Source organism: Streptomyces sp. NPDC101237 (assembly GCF_044767465.1).
GTDB lineage: Bacteria > Actinomycetota > Actinomycetes > Streptomycetales > Streptomycetaceae > Streptomyces > Streptomyces gramineus.
On the sequence record NZ_JBIWNY010000006.1, the window covers coordinates 339,897 to 356,426 of the forward strand.

A 16,530-nucleotide genomic window follows, 5' to 3' on the forward strand; every position below is an offset into this window, starting at 1 on the left:
ACGCTGTCGCCGATGACGGCACCTCGTCGTCACCGTAGGCGACGGTCTCGTTCGCCGGGGCCGCGCCGGGCCCCGGGGAAGGGCACCGAGGCCCGGGATGCCCGGCGCCCTCAGAACCCCAGCCGCCGCAGTTGCTTCGGGTCCCGCTGCCAGTCCTTGGCGACCTTCACGTGCAGGTCCAGGAAGACCGGGGTGCCCAGCAGGGCCTCGATCTGCTTGCGGGACTTGATGCCGACCTCCTTCAGGCGCTTGCCCTGGGGGCCGATGACGATCCCCTTCTGGCTGGGGCGCTCGATGAACAGGTTGGCGTGGATGTCCAGGAGGGGCCGGTCGGCGGGGCGGTCCGGGCGCGGCAGCATCTCCTCGACGACGACCGCGATGGAGTGCGGCAGTTCGTCACGGACGCCCTCGAGCGCCGCCTCGCGGATCAGCTCCGCGATCATGACCTGCTCGGGCTCGTCGGTGAGGTCGCCCTCGGGGTAGAGCGCCGGGCCCTCGGGCAGCAGCGGGACGAGGAGGTCGGCCAGCAGTGCCACCTGCTTGTCGGCGACCGCCGACACCGGCACGATCTCGGCCCACTCGAAGCCCAGCTCCTTGCCCAGCTGGTCGATGGCGATCAGCTGCTCGGCGAGGGCCTTGGAGTCGACCAGGTCGGTCTTGGTGACGACGGCGATCTTCGGGGTCTTGCGGATCCCGGCCAGCTCCTTGGCGATGAAGCGGTCACCGGGACCGATCTTCTCGTTCGCCGGCAGGCAGAAGCCGATCACGTCGACCTCGGCCCAGGTCGTGCGGACGACGTCGTTGAGGCGCTCGCCGAGGAGGGTGCGCGGCTTGTGCAGGCCCGGGGTGTCGACCAGGATCAGCTGCGCGTCCGGCCGGTGCACGATGCCGCGTACCGTGTGCCGGGTGGTCTGCGGCTGGTCGGCGGTGATCGCCACCTTCTGCCCGACCAGAGCGTTCGTGAGGGTGGACTTGCCCGCGTTGGGGCGCCCGACGAAACAGGCGAAGCCCGCCCGGTGGGCGGCCTTCGACGGTTCCGACGGCTCGGCTGACTGGCTGCGAACGCTCATGGCCCCCATTCTCCCTGATCCACGGAGCCCCGCCGTACCGTGAGAATTCGGTGACGCGGCGGCGACGAAACGTCACGGAGGTCCTGGGCGCCGGTCTGCTCTGGTTCGGCTGGTTCGGTTCCACGCGGGCAGCGCGCTCGGCGCGAACGGTCTCGCGGCCGCCGTCTTCCTGAACACCCTGGCCGTCGGCCGCACGGGCCTGCCGGGCCGGCTCTTCGTGGGGCAGCGGCGCGACGGCCACCCGACCCCCCTGGGCGCGGCCTCCGGCGGCGGCTTGGCGCGGCTCGGGAAGCAGGCGGTGGCGGTGGCGGCCGTCGCGGCGTACGCGTTCACCGTGACGTACGGGCTCGGCAGGCTGCTGGACAGGACACCGGGCTTCCGGGCCGGCGAGGACCAGGAGCACACCGGTCCCGACCTCACGGCGCACGCCGGGACGGCTTACGATCACGGGGTCCTGGGCCACGGCGCCCCGGTCGGCGCGTCCCTCCTCCCCTCCGCCCAGAAGGTCGAGCCCCAGCCATGAAGCTCGTCACCGCGATCGTCAAGCCCCATCGCCTCGACGCCGTGAAGACCGCACTCCAGGAGATCGGTGTGCACGGCCTGACCGTGACCGAGGCCAGCGGGTACGGCCGGCAGCACGGCCACACGGAGGTCTACCGCGGCGCCGAGTACCGCGTCGACCTGGTCCCCAAGGTCCGCATCGAGGTGGTCGTGGCCGACGCCGACTCCGAGCCGGTGATCGAGGCGATCGTCACGGCCGCGCGGACGGGGAAGATCGGGGACGGGAAGGTGTGGGCGCAGCCGGTGGAGACGGTCGTACGGGTACGGACGGGCGAGCGCGGCCCCGACGCGCTCTGAACGGCCGCGGCGGACCGCCGCGCCGGCGCACCCGGGCCAGCAGCACCCCGCCGGCCACTCCGGCGGCGAAGACCAGCCCCACCACCAGCCACGGCAGGGCGAGGAACGACGTGCTCGCCGACTCCTCGGTGCCGGTCGCGCTGGCCGTCAGCGTGACCTTCCCCCAGTCGAGCTGGGGTGCGTTCCGCCAGGGTGCGGTGAGGCGTACCCGCTCACCGGGCAGCAGTTCGGAGGGGACGCCGGTGAGGTCCCGGCTGAGCAGCGTACGGCCGAACAGTCCCTCGGCCCGCAGCCGGACCCGGGGGTCCAGCGTCACGTTTCCCGTGTTGTGCAGGGTGTAGGAGACCGTCGCCGTGCTGGCGCCGAGGCCGGGCACGAGCGGCTGGTGGTGGACGAGCGCCACGTTCTCGACGGAGACGGCAGGCAGCGTGGGTCCGCTCACCCGCAGGTAGACGCGGGCGGCGACGGCCCGTTGCACGCCGAGCGCGAGGGAGCCGGCCCCCGGGTCGACGCGCTCGTCCAGTGCCACGACCGCTCCCGGGTGGTCGCCGGGTTCGGCGTCCCGGGGCACGTGGAGGGTGAAGGGGACGGTGACCGTCCGGTGCGGCGGCACGGTGATCCGGGTCTTCGCGATCCGCGCCCAGGCCCCCACCCCCCGCATCCGCTCGCGCACGGTCCGGACGGCGAACCCGCCGTCGCGCGCGGTGTTGTAGGCGTCGGCCGCGTACAGCCGGAAGGCGAGCGGCCTGCCGGTCTTGTTGGCGACGGCCACCTTGTCGGTGATCGTCCGCCCGGGGTCGAGGGAGAGGTAGAAGTACGGCCGCGCGGCGATCCTGGAGGCGACCGGATAGACGGACCAGCTGCCGTTGTCGGCGGCGTGCGCGGGAGCCACCGCGCACGGGAGAGCAAGGAGCAGGCTCAGGAGGAGGACGTACGGCTTGACGCGACGCATGGGTGCGGACCCCCGGTCGGAAGCGGTTCGGGTGGCGACCGGGTCCGTCCGGCGGGCCCGGTCGCCACGGGGAGACGGCTCAGCTGAGCGTCAGGGTGAGGACTCCCGAGTACGATCCCGGCGGCGTGAACGCCGGTACGTCCAGGGAGAGTCCGGCGCCGACGGTGAACTCGCCGCCGGTGACGGCGGAGTCCGGGGCCGAGGCGAGGGTCGCTCCTGCGGTGCCGACGGCGCCCGCCGAACCGGCCGCACAGGTGCTCGGGCTGCCCGCCTTGGTCGCGCAGGACGGCGTCCAGCTCAGCTTCCCGGCGCCGATCTTGGCGCCGGGCCCGGTGAAGTCGGTGACCTTGCCGGTGAGCGACCACCCGGCGGGACCGCCGCGGAAGTCCTTCACGGTGACGGTCTGCAGCGCGCCGGTGGACGCCCCGCCCTGGCCGAAGTCGACCGCCGACAGCGCGACGGAGTTCCCGGCCTGGGACATGGACAGGGTGCCCGCCTTGACGGTGGTCGTCAGCTTCTGGCTGCCGTCCGGCACCGGAGTGGTGTCGTTGACGACGTAGGCGGCGGGACCGGCGCCCGCCGTGTCGCTCCACGCGCTTCCCTCGTACGCCACGATCCCGGTCGTCGTCTTGTCCACGACGGTGATCGGGGCGCTGAAGGAACCGTCGGAGCCCGCGGTCGCGGTGGCCGTGTCCGCGGTCTGGCTGCTCCCGGACCGGCCGGCGAGCGTGACGGCCGCGCCCGGGGTGAAGTTCCGCCCGCTGACGGTCACGCTGTCACCGGCGTTCCCGGAGGCCGAACTCAGACTGATGGCACGGTTGTTGACCGGGGTCGAGTCGGTCGCCGTGACGGTCTGCGACACCGGGGCCGGCGGGTTGGTGACCGTGCAGGGGGTGTCCAGCTCCAGGATGTAGCTGGTGTGGATGTTGTAGTCGCCGGGAGAGAGGGTGATGGCACCCGGCGAGGTGACCGTGAAGGTGCCGGTCATCGAGAACGACGGGAAGGTGCCGTAGCCGGGCACCGGGTCGTTCTTCTTCGGCCCGGTCACGGTGACGTCCCCGCTCTGCGCCCCGCCCAGCGTCACCTTCCCGGTCGGCGTCATGATGTCGGCCGGCAGGGCGAGCGCGGTGGGGTTGTTGGCGGCGGGCGTGACCACGGTGTAGGTCACGGTGACCGTGTCGCCGACCTTGGGTGCGGCGTCGTCCACCGAGACGCTCGCGGTGGTCGTGCCGTCGATCGGCGGGAGGCCCGCGACGGCGGGCGGGATGCAGTGGGTGGCGAAGTCGACGTTCGTCCCGGCGGCACCGGCCGGACAGGCCAGCGCGCCCCCGGCCGTGACCGCGAGCGCGGTCGCCCCGAACAGTGAGACCAGGCGCCACCGTCGGGATCTTCGTGATGTTGGGGGTGAACCCATGGAAGCCCCCTCCTGAGGGTTGCGGGCGCAGCGGCTCCTCTGCGCCGACAGGGGGCCATTGATGTGGAGGGCGCGTGAGAAGTCAATGGAGATGCCGCAGAAACCTGACGGTTCATCAGCTTCTGCGGCATCCGGAACGAACCCGTCAGCGCGCCCGGGATCAGAAGACGAACGGACCGGGCGACTGGGCCGCGCTGGACGTACAGGTGACGGTGATGCCGAAGATGACCATCTTCAGCGAGCCGCCGCGGAAGTCGAGGCTGTCACCGGAGGCGACGGTGCCGGGCAGCGGGCCGACGGTGACGGCGCTGCCCGCGGCCATGGCCGGGTTCACGGTGCCGCTGAAGACGACGTTGCTGCCGTGCGAGTTGGCCATGGTGAGCGTGGAGGCGATGGAGTTCGCCGACAGGGCGAGCGGGGTGGTGATCGCGGTGGAGGTGAGCGTGAGGGTGGCCGAGGTACCGCTCTGGGTCGCGGTGAGGGTGGCCGCGCCGCCGCCGAAGATGCCGCAGCTGGCGGTGGTGGTCGCGGTGGTCGGGGTGACGGCGGCGGCCGAGGGTGCGAAGACCAGCGCCGTGGCGGCGAGGGTCCCCGCCGCGAGTGCCGCACCGGTGGTCAAGCGTTTCATGGGGATCGGGCTCCCTTCCCGTTGGGGGAATGCCATGTGGGGATGGCGACCCCGGTCCGGGTGGATGCGGGCACACCGCGGGGCGCCGGTTCCTGCGCACCGCCCTGATCTGACGGTCCGTCGGAACGTACGGTCCCATTGATGCGCGAGCGACACACACCGACAAGGTTGAAATCTGGCCGACTGCGAGGGGACGGCACGGTCGCGCGGGCGGGTGCGGGTGCGGGTGCGCGGGGGGTGGCCGCGCACCGAAAGGGGCGCGGGGAACCGCGCGAGCAACCACGACGGCGGTCCACCCCAGTCAACGGTCCCCGTCCGGCCCCCGACGCAGTCAACGGGGTCAGGCCGGGAGGGTCAGCCGCACTTCCCCGTCCGGCCCCGCCAGCAGCACCGGCGTCCCCGCACCGCCGAGATCCCGCACCGCCTCCAGGTCCTCGGGGCCGATCCCGTCGGCGCCGGTCACGACCGCCGCCGCCTCCAGCGACTCCGCCCCCGACGCCACCGCCATGGCCACCGCCGTCCGCAGCGCGCTCAGCTTCAGCGAGGCCAGCTCCACCGTGCCGGCCACGTAGGTGCGGCCCGTCGAGTCCCGGACCGCCGCCCCCTCGGGCACCCCGTTGCGGGCCCGGGCCGAGCGGGCCAGGGTGACGATCTTCCGGTCCTCGGGGTCAAGCGCGCTGCTCTCGGTCATGCTCCGAGCATACGAACAACCTGACTCGGTCAGACACCCGGGACGCCCGCGTCAGGCCCGGTCCAGCCGCAGCCGTTCCGCCCTCGGCAGGCCGGCCACGACCAGGTCGTAGGAGTCCTCGACGAGTTCCTTCACCAGCCGGTCGGGCAGGCCGCCGTCCACGGTCACCGTGTTCCAGTGGCGCTTGTTCATGTGATAGCCGGGAACGATCAGTCCCTCGTGGCCGGCGCGCAGCCGGACCGCGTCCTGCGGGTCGCACTTGAGGTTGACCGTCAGCGGCCGCGCGTCCAGCCGGCTCAGCGCGAACATCTTGCCGAGCACCTTGAAGACGGAGGCGTCCGGGCCGAAGGGGAACTCCTCCGCCGCCGCGTTGAAGGAGAGGCACAGGGCGCGGAGCCGGTCGGGGGTCACTCGGCCTCCTCCTCGGCGTCGTCGGGCACCGGCACCGGCTCCACCAGCACCGTCACGATCTTGTTCCGGCGGCCCGCGGCGGTCTCCGCGGTCAGCGCCAGCTTCCGGCCGTCGGGGAGTTCGACCTGGGCGGCGGCACCGGCGATGGGCACCCGGCCGAGCGCCTTGGCGAGCAGCCCGCCGACGGTCTCCACGTCCTCGTCGTCGTACTCCTCCGGGCCGTACAGCTCGCCGAGATCGGTGATGTCGAGGCGGGCGGTGACCCGGTAGCGGCCGTCGCCGAGGGCGGTGACGGGCGGGAGTTCACGGTCGTACTCGTCGGTGATCTCGCCGACGATCTCCTCCAGGATGTCCTCGATGGTGACGATCCCGGCCGTGCCGCCGTACTCGTCGATGACGACGGCGACGTGGTTGCGTTCCTTCTGCATCTCGCGCAGCAGGTCGCCGGCGTTCTTGGTGTCGGGCACGAAGAACGCGGGCCGCATCGCGGTGGAGACCAGGTCGGACTCGGCGTCCCGGCTGATGTGCGTCTTGCGGACCAGGTCCTTCAGATACACCATCCCGACGATGTCGTCCTCGCTCTCCCCGGTGACGGGGATGCGCGAGAAACCGGAGCGCAGGGCCAGGGTGAGGGCCTGGCGGATGGTCTTGTACCGCTCGATGACGACGAGGTCGGTGCGCGGGACCATCACCTCCCGCACGAGGGTGTCGCCGAGTTCGAAGACCGAGTGCACCATCCGGCGCTCCTCGTCCTCGATCAGCGACTCCTTCTCGGCGAGGTCGACCAGGGCGCGCAGCTCGGCCTCGGAGGCGAACGGACCGCGCCGGAAGCCCTTGCCGGGGGTGAGCGCGTTGCCGAGGAGGATGAGCAGGTTCGGGACCGGGCCCATCACGCGGGCCAGCGGCAGCAGGACGTACGCGGCGGCGGTGGCCGTGTTCAGCGGGTGCTGGCGGCCGATGGTGCGCGGGGAGACGCCGACGGCGACGTACGACACGAGCACCATCACGCCGATCGCGGCGAGCAGCGCCTCCCAGGTGGCGGGGATCTCCTTCAGGCAGGCGTAGGTGACCAGGGCCGCGGCGGCCATCTCGCAGGCGACGCGCACCAAGAGCGCCACGTTGAGGTAACGGGTGGGGTCGGCGGCGATCTGGGCGAGCTTGGCGCTGCCGCGCCGCCCCGACTTCACGGCTTCCTCGGCGCGGAAGCTGGAGACGCGGGCGATGCCGGCCTCGGCGCAGGCGGCCAGCCATGCGACGACGACCAGCGCGATCGCTCCGGCGACGATCTGGGGACTCATGTGAGGACGACCGCCCGGCTAGGAGACCGTGGGCGCGGGCGAGGGGCCGGTCAGGCCCTTCTCTCCGCGCCAGCCGTCCACGATGGCCGCCTGCAGGCCGAACATCTCGGCCTTCTCGTCGGGCTCCTCGTGGTCGTAGCCGAGCAGGTGCAGCACTCCGTGGACGGTGAGCAGCTGGAGCTCCTCGTCCATGGAGTGCTGGGTGTCGGCCTCGGCACCCTGCTTGGCGGCGACCTCCGGGCAGAGCACGATGTCGCCGAGCAGCCCCTGCGGCGGCTCGTCGTCGTCCTTCGACGGCGGACGCAGCTCGTCCATCGGGAAGGACATGACATCGGTCGGCCCGGGCAGGTCCATCCACTGGATGTGCAGCTGCTCCATGGCGTCGGCGTCCACGACGATCACCGACAGCTCGGAGAGCGGGTGGATGCGCATCCGCGCGAGGGCGTAGCGGGCGATGTCGAGGATCGCCTGCTCGTCGACCTCGGTTCCGGACTCGTTGTTGACGTCGATCGACATGGCGCTGTGCTCGTCTACTTCCCCTTGTGCCCGGACTTCGAGCGGCCGCCCTGAGGGGAGCCGTTCTCCGTGCCGTGCGTGCTGTCGTACTGCTCGTACGCGTCGACGATACGGCCCACCAGCTTGTGCCGTACGACATCGTGGGACGTCAGCCGGGAGAAGTGGACGTCCTCCACGCCCTCCAGGATGTCCTGGACCTGGCGCAGACCGGACTTGGTCCCGGTGGGCAGGTCGACCTGGGTGACGTCGCCCGTGATCACGATCTTCGACTCGAAGCCGAGCCGGGTCAGGAACATCTTCATCTGCTCGGGCGAGGTGTTCTGGGCCTCGTCGAGGATGATGAAGGCGTCGTTGAGGGTGCGGCCGCGCATGTAGGCGAGCGGTGCCACCTCGATGGTGCCGGCCGCCATCAGGCGCGGGATCGAGTCCGGGTCGAGCATGTCGTGCAGCGCGTCGTACAGCGGCCGCAGGTACGGGTCGATCTTCTCGTAGAGCGTGCCCGGCAGGAAGCCGAGCCGCTCGCCCGCCTCGACGGCGGGCCGGGTCAGGATGATGCGGTTGACCTGCTTGGACTGCAGGGCCTGCACCGCCTTGGCCATGGCGAGGTAGGTCTTGCCGGTACCGGCGGGGCCGATGCCGAAGACGATCGTGTGCTTGTCGATCGCGTCGACGTACCGCTTCTGGTTGAGGGTCTTCGGGCGGATCGTGCGGCCGCGCGAGGACAGGATGTTCTGGGTCAGAACCTGGGCCGGGGTCTCCTCCGCGCCCTCCCCGTTCTCACTCGCCCGCAGCATGGCGATCGAGCGTTCCACTGCGTCCTCCGTCATCGGCTGTCCGGTGCGGAGCACCAGCATCATCTCGTCGAACAGGCGCTGGACGATGGCGACTTCACGGGCATCGCCGACCGCGCTGATCTCATTGCCCCGGACATGGATGTCGGCCGCCGGGAAGGCCTTCTCGATCACACGCAGCAGGGAGTCGCCGGATCCCAGCACGGTGACCATCGGGTGCTGGGCGGGAACCTCGAACTGAGCTCGGGCCTGCGGCTGCGCGGGAGAGTGAGCTGTCGGTGTCTGAGTCATGGGCCGGCGCTTAAGGCCTGCGGTTCCTCCTCGTCACGGCCGCGTAGCTGAGGGCGGCCTCGCGTTACCAAGCGTACGACGCCGGGGTGACAACGCCGTAGGGCTTTTCCCGGCGGAAGGCGCCCCCATTGCCGCCGTGAGCCCTGCATGCGCTCCGGTGCGCCGCGGCAGAATCCGGGTTCACCGCCACGCGTGGCCGGGGGGGGCCGCGTCCGCTCCGCGCCACCTGTCCGTCCGGAAAGGCAGGTAGCCGTGCGCTTGTGTCTGCCCACGTCGGTGGCCGAGGCACGCCGGTGCCTGGCCGAGGGAGCGATACCCGTCGGCGGCGCGACCCTCGTCTGGGCCCTCTGGCAACGGGACGGCTTCCCGGAACAGGCGGTGTCCCTGCGGAACGTGCCGGAGGCGACGGCGATCGGGGACGGCGTCCTCGGCGGCGCGGTGCTGCTGCACCAGGTGGACGAGCGGGTTCCCGAGGTGCTGCGGACGGCGGCGAGGGGCGTCGGCACGGGCTCGGTGCGCCGGACGGCGACGGTGGGCGGGAACATCGCCGGGTCGGCCCTGCGGGACCTGCTGCCGGCGGCGATCGTGCTGGACGCGTGGGCCGAGGTGCTCACGGCGGACGGCGTGGACGAGGTGGACCTGGCCGAGCTGGAGGCCAAGGCGCCGGTCCTGCTGGCGCTGCGCTGGCGGGAGCCGGTGCGGGGCGCGTACGCGAAGGTCGCCGACCCGGCGGGCGGCGAGGTGCCGACGATCGCCGCGGCGGCGGTGGACACGGAGGGCGTGCTGCGGGTCGCGGTGCGCGAGCGGTACGTGGTGAGCAGCGGGTCGGCCGCGGCCGGCGGGGACGCGGTGGAGGAGCTGTTCGCCGGGGCGCTGGCCGGGGTGTCGGAGGGGGGACGTGCGCTGGTGCGGCAGCAGATCGCGGGGGTGACCGGGACGTAGGCGGGGGCGGGCGGGTCCGTCGCCGGCCGCGGGCAGGTGGGGGCTTGTCGCGCGGTTCCCCGCGCCCCTTGAGGGGCACGGGGAACCGCGCGGGCGACGACCACGACGGCGGCGCACCCGCCCCCCGCCCCACCGGCACCGTCACCCCGCCCGGCCGAAGCCGATCGTCGGGACCGCCCGGCGCAGCGGCCAGGGCCGCACCAGGTCCTCCTCCGGCACCAGTGCGTCCAGGAACGCGTACCGCCGCAGCGCCGCCGGGTCCTGGCCGTCCACCGACTGGACCTCGCGCCACCACGCGCCGATCTCCGACCAGCCGGGCGCGGACAGGGAGCCGCCGAACTCCTGGACGGACAGCGCCGCCGTCAGGCCCGCGAAGGCGAGGCGGTCGGCCAGCGGCCAGTCGGCGAGGGTGCCGGTGACGAACCCGGCGACGAAGACGTCTCCCGCGCCGGTCGGGTCGAGGGCCTCCACGGCGATCGCCGGGACCTCCGCGGACTCGCCGGTCCGCCCGTCGACGGCGTAGGCGCCCTCCGCGCCGAGGGTGACGACGGCCAGCGGCACGTGGTCGGTGAGGGCGTGGGCGGCGGCCCGCGGACAGTCGGCGCCGGTGTAGCGCCGCGCCTCCTCGGCGTTCGGCAGGAACGCCTCGCAGTGCTCCAGGTCGGCGAGCCCGGCCAGGTCCCAGGCGCCGGTGTCGTCCCATCCGACGTCGGCGAAGATCCGGGTGCCCTCGGCGGCGGCCCTGGCGATCCAGGGGCTGCGGGTGCCGGGCGTCAGGGAGGCGACGGCGGCCCGCGCGTGGGCCGGGTGACCGGCCGCGTTCTGCTGCCGGAACAGGGCGTCGGCGGGCGGCTCGTGGCCGTGCGAGACCATGGTCCGCTCGCCCTCGTAGGCCATGGACACGGTGACCGGCGAATGCCAGCCGCGCACCCTCCGCGACGGGGAGAGGTCGATGCCCTCGCCCTGTTCGAGGGCGTCCCAGCAGTACTCGCCGTAGTGGTCGTCGCCGAACGCGGCGGCGAGGGAGGTCTTCAGGCCGAGCCGGGCCAGCGCGGTGGCCATGTTGGCGACGCCGCCGGGACTGGAGCCCATGCCCCGGGCCCAGGACTCGGTGCCGCGCACGGGCGCGGCATGCAGGCCGGTGAAGACGATGTCGAGGAAGACGGTGCCGGTGAGGTAGACGTCCCACGGCGGATCGCCGGGCGCGCGCAGGCCGGCCAGCGGGTCGACCTGGGCGGCGCAGTGCGAAGTCGTTGCTCCTCTGTCGTCGTCGAGGTACTCCGGTTCCTCTCCGGCGAACGCGTTGGACGCGGTCACGGTGCGCTCCCTGGACGTGGTGCGGATCCGGCCAGTCTGCACCATGCCGGGGCGGTGACGGGGGCTCCCGCCGTACGACCGCGCGAAGGAGCCCCGTCACGCAGCGTGCCGTCGCCGCCCGTCCGCCGCCGGGCGCCCGGCGGCGGACGCGGGGTTCACAGGGACGCTCCGACGAGGCCGAGGCCGGTGCGCAGCAGCGTCCCGAGGTCGTCGAGGTGGGCGGCGCACGGGTCGGTGAGCGGGGCGCGCACCGGGCCCACGGGCCGGCCGCGCAGCCGGGCCGCCGCCTTCACCAGCGACACCGCGTATCCGGGCACCAGGTCGCGGAGTTCGACGAAGGGCACGTAGAAGTCGCGCAGCAGCGTGTCGACCGTGCCGTGGTCGCCGGCGCCGAGGGCGGCGAAGAAGGCGTCGGCGATCTCCGGCGCGAAGGCGTGCACGGCGGAGGAGTAGGCGGGGACGCCGACGGCGGCGTAGGCGCGGGCCTGGATCTCGGCGGTGGCGGCGCCGTTGAAGAACAGGAAGTCCTCGGGGGCGGCGAGGGTGAGCCGCTGCAGCCGGTCGAGGTCGCTGTGGCCGTCCTTGAGCCCGATGACGCCGGGGAGGCGGGCGATGCGGGCCAGCGACCCGGCGGTGAAGGCGACCTGTCCGCGCTGGTAGGCGATGAGCGGCAGGGACGTCCGGGCCGCGATCCGCTCCAGCTGCGCGACCAGGCCGTCCTGCGGGGCGGCGACGAGGTAGTGCGGCAGGACGAGCAGGGCGTCGGCGCCGGCCTCCTCGGCGGCCCGGGCGAACCGGGCGGCCTGCGCCCAGCCGTACCCCACTCCGGCGACCACCGGGGTCGCTCCGGCGGCCTCCTCGACGGCGATGGCGACGACCTGCCGGTACTCGTCCTCGTCGAGCGAGAAGAACTCGCCCGTCCCGCAGGCCGGGAAGAGCGCGCCCGGTCCGGCGGCGAGCTGCCCGCGGACGTACTCCCGGTATCCGTCCGGATCCAGGGACCCGTCGGCGTGAAAGGCGGTGAGCGGGAACGACAGCACCCCGCCCGCCATCGCGTCCCGCAGCCTCTGCACCACGTCCTTCGGCTCTCCGGCCACCGATCCATCTCCCCATGTAGATGTCATACACGTATGAGAACCAAGACTAGATATGCGAACACCCCCCGTCAACGGCGCACCCCGCCCCGGGCCCCTTACGATCGGCACATGTCCGAGACAGCAGGCGTCCGCGAGGTGAAGTCCGCGGCGCGCACGGTGGAGCTGCTGGAGCTCCTCGCGGCCCGCGGCGACCGCCCGGCCCGCCTCCAGGAACTGGCGGACGAACTCGGCGTCCCGCGCAGCTCGATGTACGCCCTGCTGCAGACCCTGATCGCGCGGGGCTGGGTGCGCACCGACACGACCGGCTCCCTCTACGGCGTCGGCATCCGCACCCTGCTGACCGGCACGACCTACCTGGACTCCGACCCGCGCGTCCGCCTCGTGCGCCCGTACCTGGACGAGGCGTCGCAGAAGCTGGGCGAGACCGTGCACCTGGCCCGCCTGGACGGCCGGGACGTGGTGTACCTGGCGACCCGGGAGTCCCACGAGTACCTGCGCACGATCAGCAGGGTGGGCCGCCGGCTGCCCGCGCACGCCGCCGCCCTGGGCAAGGCCCTCCTCGCCCAGCGCCCCGACGAGGACCTCCCCGAGGGGCCGTACGAGTCCCTGACGCCGCGCACCCGCACCACCCGGGACGCGCTGGCCGCCGACCTCGCCGAGGTCCGCGCCCGGGGCCACGCGATCGACCGCGAGGAGGCCGTCACCGGCATCACCGGCTTCGGCTTCGCCCTGCGCTACGACACCCCGGCCCAGGACGCCGTCAGCTGCTCGGTGCCGGTGACCCGTCTGACGCCGGACCACGAGGACCGGATCGTCGCCGTGATGCGGGAGATCCGCGCGAGGATCGAGGCGGCGACGACCGGAGGCACCGTCAACTGGCGCTGACGGAACCGCACGTGCCGGCCGGTCACGGACCGGGCGGAACCGCTCGGTCCGCCACGGCGCGCGGCGCTCCTGCCCCTCGGGTCACCCTCCAAACGGAACATGACCCACATCACACCACCGCCCCTTCTTCCGCCCTCCCCGCACTTGATACAAATTGCCCGCGCGTTCCTGTCCGTCGACGGCCTGCGCCCCCTTCCCCCGCTCCGTCGCTCCTTTCGCATGCCCTGGGAACGCCCGTGTTCGCCCGCACCACCCCCTGGCCGCTCGTCGCCCTCTTCACGGCCGGGTACCTCTCCCCCTACCTGCTCCCCACCACCGTCGGCCGGCTCGACTCGGGGCTGCCCGTCTCCGCCACCCAGGCCGGCGTCATCGGCAGCGCCCTGCTGCTGAGTTCCGCGGCGGCGGGCTTCCTGCTGGCCTCCCGCGTGGACCGCGCCGGCCCCCGCACCCTGGCCCGCGCCGGACTCCTGCTCGCCGTGCTCGGCTACGGCGGCGCCGCCCTCACCGGGTACGTCCCCGCGGTCGTGGCCGGCGTGCTGGCCGGCGGCTTCGGCTCCGGCACGGTCACCGCGGTGGCTGCCACCGGCATCGCCGCCCAGCGCGACCCGCACCGCGTCACCACGCTCGGCCTGCTCGGCGTCTCCGCGCTCGCCGCTGCCGTGTACCTGACGGTCCCGCACCTCGGGCCCGGTCACGGGCAGCCGCTCGCCGCGATCGCGCTCACCGCGCTCGCGGTCTGGCCGCTCACCGCCCGCCTGTCCCCCCGTACCGCGCGGACCGTCGCCGTCACCCGCGGCCCGAAGCTGCCGCACCTGCGCTCCGGTCTGCTGCTGGCCGCCGCGATGCCGTGCTGGTCGGCGGCGCAGAACTCGCTGTGGGGGGTCAGCGGCCGCATCGGCCTGACACAGGCGCACCTCGGCGAGGTGACCGTCGGCGTGGTCTTCGCGGTGGCGCTCGGCGCCGGCCTGCTGGGCGTGGTCGCGGCCGGCGCGCTCGGTCCGCGGCTCGGGCAGGCCCTGCCGATCGGCCTCGGCACGGTGCTGATCGCCGGGTGCATCGCGCTCAGCGCGTCGGCCACGGACCTGAGGACGTTCGCGTCCGGCGAGATCGCCTGGAACCTGCTCTACCCGGTCGTCCTGTCGTACGTCATCGGTCTGGCCGCCTCCCTCGACCCGCGGGGCCGCTGGGCGGTGCTGGTCGGATCGGCGTCGTCGCTGGGGACGGCCGTCGGCCCGATGACCGGCAGCCTGCTGTCGGCCCGCGCCGGGTTCCCGGCGATGGGCGCGGTCCTGGCGGCGGGCCTGCTGGCGGTCGCGGTCCCGCTGACGGCGGTGGCCCTGCGGCGCCGGACCACCACCGTCACGACGGCCTACCCGTCACTGACCGACGCACCGGTCCGCCTGGACGTCGCCGCCTAGGGCCTGCCGGGCGTGGGGTGGGGCCCGTCGCCGAACTCGTAGGCGTCCACCTCGGCGAGGTAGCGGGCGCGCAGGTCCTCGTCGTCCTCCAGGAAGGACGCGAGGAAGGAGTTGCGGGCCAGTTCCCGCATCTGCTCCCTGGACAGGCCGAGCGCGTCGCGCACCGCGTGGTAGTTGTCGGCGACGTAACCGCCGAAGTAGGCCGGGTCGTCGGAGTTGACCGTGCACAGCAGGCCCGCTTCGAGCATCGCCCGCAGCGGGTGCTCGGCGAGCACGTCGACCGCGCGCAGCCGGACGTTCGACAGCGGGCACAGCGTCAGCGGGATCCGCTCCCGCACCAGCCGGGCGACCAGGTCCGGGTCCTCCACGCAGCGCAGCCCGTGGTCGACGCGCTCCACGCCGAGCAGGTCGAGGGCCTCGGTGATGTAGGCGGGCGGCCCCTCCTCACCGGCGTGCGCCACGCGGCGCAGTCCGAGGTCGGCGGCCATCTCGTACACCTCGCGGAACTTGGCCGGCGGGTGGCCGACCTCGGCCGAGTCCAGCCCGACGCCGATGATCCGGTCCAGGTGGGGCCGGGCCGCCTCCAGCGTCTCCAGCGCCGAGTCGGCGGACTCGTCCCGCAGGAAGCACATGATCAGCCGGGTGGACATCCCGTGGTTGTCCGCGCTCCGCCCGAGCGCCCGCCACAGCCCCTCGACGATCGTGCCCATGGGGACGCCCCGCGCGATGTGCGCCTGCGGGTCGAAGAAGATCTCGGCGTGCCGCACGCCCTGCGCGGCGGCCCGCGCCAGATAGGCGTTCGCGAGGTCCTCGAAGTCCTGCTCGGTGCGCAGGACGGTCATCAGCTCGTAGTACAGGTTCAGGAAGGACTGGAGATCCTTGAACAGGTAGGCCTCGCGCAGGGCCTCGGTGTCCGCGTACGGCAGCACGACGCCGTTGCGGGCGGCGAGCCGGAACGCCAGCTCCGGTTCCAGGGTGCCTTCGATGTGGAGGTGCAGTTCCGCTTTGGGGAGGGGCATCAAAGCATCGTAAGGCCGCTTCACCTGCGCTTCGGAACCGGCACTCGGAGCAGGTCGTACGCGACGGTCAACTCGCCCGCGTAGCCCACGTCCCGTGCCTGCCGCGCGAACTCCTCCGGGTCGGGGTAGCGCTGGCTGAAGTGGGTCAGCACGAGGTGCCGTACCCCGGCGTCCCGTGCGACGGCGGCCGCCTGACCGGCGGTCAGGTGGCCGTGCTCGGCGGCGAGCGCGGCGTCCTCGTCGAGGAACGTGGACTCGATGACGAGCAGGTCGCAGTCCTCGGCGAGGGCGTGCACGCCGTCGCAGAGGCGGGTGTCCATCACGAACGCGAACCGCTGCCCGCGCCGCACCTCGCTGACCTGGTCCAGGGTGACGTCGCCGAGGACGCCCTCGCGCTGCAGACGGCCGACGTCCGGGCCCTTCACGCCGTGCGCGGCGAGCCGGTCGGGCAGCATGCGCAGGCCGTCGGGCTCGACCAGCCGGTAGCCGTAGGACTCGACCGGATGGGACAGCTTCCTGGCCTGGAGCGTGTAGGCGGGCGTGACGGCGAGGTCGCCGTCCGCGTCGACGGGCGCCTCGGTGACGCCGACGGTCTCCCGGTAGGCGGTGGCGTACCGGAGCCGGTCGAAGAACCGCTGCCCGGACCCCGGGAAGTGCGCGGTGACCGGGTGCGGGACCCTGTCGAGGTTGATGCGCTGGAGCACCCCGGCGAGGCCGAGGCTGTGGTCGCCGTGGAAGTGGGTGACGCAGATCCGGTTCAGGTCGTGCGCGGCGACCCCGGCCCGCAGCATCTGCCGCTGGGTGCCCTCGCCGGGGTCGAAGAGGATGCCCTCGCCGTCCCAGCGCAGCAGGTAGCCGTTGTGGTTGCGGTGCCGGGTGGGAACCTGGCTGGCGGTGCCGAGGACCACCAGTTCACGGACGGACACGGCGAC

The 16,530-nt window shown here is 73.1% G+C and carries 17 protein-coding genes and 1 pseudogene; 5 read left to right on the forward strand and 13 right to left on the reverse strand.

The window, feature by feature from the left end; all coding sequences use genetic code 11:
• Positions 1-110: 110 nt before the first annotated feature.
• Complete coding sequence (gene era / locus ACIRQ9_RS12790) at positions 111-1,079, reverse strand: GTPase Era (RefSeq protein ID WP_404170768.1); 969 nt, start codon at positions 1,077-1,079, stop codon at positions 111-113.
• 71 nt (positions 1,080-1,150) lie between these two features.
• Here era and ACIRQ9_RS12795 point away from each other — a divergent pair.
• Positions 1,151-1,593 (forward strand): annotated as a pseudogene (locus ACIRQ9_RS12795) (hypothetical protein); the annotation flags it as partial.
• Entirely contained in the window at positions 1,590-1,928 is a 339-nt protein-coding gene (locus ACIRQ9_RS12800) for a P-II family nitrogen regulator (protein ID WP_404170771.1), read from the forward strand. The pseudogene ACIRQ9_RS12795 and the gene ACIRQ9_RS12800, both read left to right, overlap by 4 nt.
• Here ACIRQ9_RS12800 and ACIRQ9_RS12805 read toward each other — a convergent pair.
• From ACIRQ9_RS12805 to ACIRQ9_RS12840, 8 genes are all read right to left on the reverse strand, one after another.
• On the reverse strand, positions 1,822-2,880 hold the full coding sequence (locus ACIRQ9_RS12805) for a WxL protein peptidoglycan domain-containing protein (protein WP_404170774.1): 1,059 nt from the start codon (positions 2,878-2,880) through the stop codon (positions 1,822-1,824). The genes ACIRQ9_RS12800 and ACIRQ9_RS12805 overlap by 107 nt on opposite strands.
• Positions 2,881-2,959: 79 nt before the next feature.
• Positions 2,960-4,294, reverse strand: coding sequence for a beta-xylosidase (locus ACIRQ9_RS12810; RefSeq protein WP_404170777.1), 1,335 nt, complete (start codon positions 4,292-4,294; stop codon positions 2,960-2,962).
• A 160-nt stretch (positions 4,295-4,454) separates the two neighbouring features.
• Entirely contained in the window at positions 4,455-4,922 is a 468-nt protein-coding gene (locus ACIRQ9_RS12815) for a hypothetical protein (RefSeq protein WP_404170780.1), read from the reverse strand.
• A 340-nt stretch (positions 4,923-5,262) separates the two neighbouring features.
• Entirely contained in the window at positions 5,263-5,613 is a 351-nt protein-coding gene (locus tag ACIRQ9_RS12820) for a cytidine deaminase (RefSeq protein WP_404170783.1), read from the reverse strand.
• Between the two features lie 51 nt (positions 5,614-5,664).
• A complete protein-coding gene (locus ACIRQ9_RS12825; protein WP_404170786.1) occupies positions 5,665-6,024 on the reverse strand; it encodes an MmcQ/YjbR family DNA-binding protein in 360 nt (119 codons plus the stop codon).
• Positions 6,021-7,322, reverse strand: coding sequence for a hemolysin family protein (locus tag ACIRQ9_RS12830; protein ID WP_404170789.1), 1,302 nt, complete (start codon positions 7,320-7,322; stop codon positions 6,021-6,023). The genes ACIRQ9_RS12825 and ACIRQ9_RS12830 overlap by 4 nt, the downstream gene beginning before the upstream one ends.
• Before the next feature lie 18 nt (positions 7,323-7,340).
• Positions 7,341-7,838 (reverse strand): rRNA maturation RNase YbeY, encoded by a 498-nt coding sequence (gene ybeY / locus ACIRQ9_RS12835; protein ID WP_351319547.1) that lies wholly within the window; start codon positions 7,836-7,838, stop codon positions 7,341-7,343.
• Between the two features lie 14 nt (positions 7,839-7,852).
• Positions 7,853-8,920: a PhoH family protein gene (locus ACIRQ9_RS12840; RefSeq protein ID WP_404170793.1), complete on the reverse strand. Its 1,068-nt coding sequence runs from the start codon at positions 8,918-8,920 to the stop codon at positions 7,853-7,855.
• A gap of 252 nt (positions 8,921-9,172) precedes the next feature.
• Here ACIRQ9_RS12840 and ACIRQ9_RS12845 point away from each other — a divergent pair, with 252 nt between their 5' ends.
• Positions 9,173-9,862, forward strand: coding sequence for an FAD binding domain-containing protein (locus ACIRQ9_RS12845; protein WP_404170796.1), 690 nt, complete (start codon positions 9,173-9,175; stop codon positions 9,860-9,862).
• Between the two features lie 141 nt (positions 9,863-10,003).
• On the opposite strand, the gene ACIRQ9_RS12850 is transcribed toward ACIRQ9_RS12845, so the two are convergent.
• Complete coding sequence (locus ACIRQ9_RS12850) at positions 10,004-11,179, reverse strand: carbohydrate kinase family protein (protein ID WP_404170934.1); 1,176 nt, start codon at positions 11,177-11,179, stop codon at positions 10,004-10,006.
• Between the two features lie 155 nt (positions 11,180-11,334).
• Complete coding sequence (locus tag ACIRQ9_RS12855; protein WP_404170799.1) at positions 11,335-12,303, reverse strand: 5-dehydro-4-deoxyglucarate dehydratase; 969 nt, start codon at positions 12,301-12,303, stop codon at positions 11,335-11,337.
• 81 nt (positions 12,304-12,384) lie between these two features.
• Between ACIRQ9_RS12855 and ACIRQ9_RS12860 the strand changes: the two genes are divergently transcribed.
• Complete coding sequence (locus tag ACIRQ9_RS12860; protein ID WP_404170802.1) at positions 12,385-13,161, forward strand: IclR family transcriptional regulator; 777 nt, start codon at positions 12,385-12,387, stop codon at positions 13,159-13,161.
• A 236-nt stretch (positions 13,162-13,397) separates the two neighbouring features.
• Complete coding sequence (locus ACIRQ9_RS12865) at positions 13,398-14,579, forward strand: MFS transporter (RefSeq protein WP_404170805.1); 1,182 nt, start codon at positions 13,398-13,400, stop codon at positions 14,577-14,579.
• Here the strand turns inward: ACIRQ9_RS12865 and ACIRQ9_RS12870 are convergent.
• A complete protein-coding gene (locus ACIRQ9_RS12870) occupies positions 14,576-15,598 on the reverse strand; it encodes an adenosine deaminase (RefSeq protein ID WP_404170808.1) in 1,023 nt (340 codons plus the stop codon). The genes ACIRQ9_RS12865 and ACIRQ9_RS12870 overlap by 4 nt on opposite strands.
• A 20-nt stretch (positions 15,599-15,618) precedes the next feature.
• Complete coding sequence (locus tag ACIRQ9_RS12875; RefSeq protein WP_404170811.1) at positions 15,619-16,524, reverse strand: ribonuclease Z; 906 nt, start codon at positions 16,522-16,524, stop codon at positions 15,619-15,621.
• Positions 16,525-16,530: the final 6 nt, after the last annotated feature.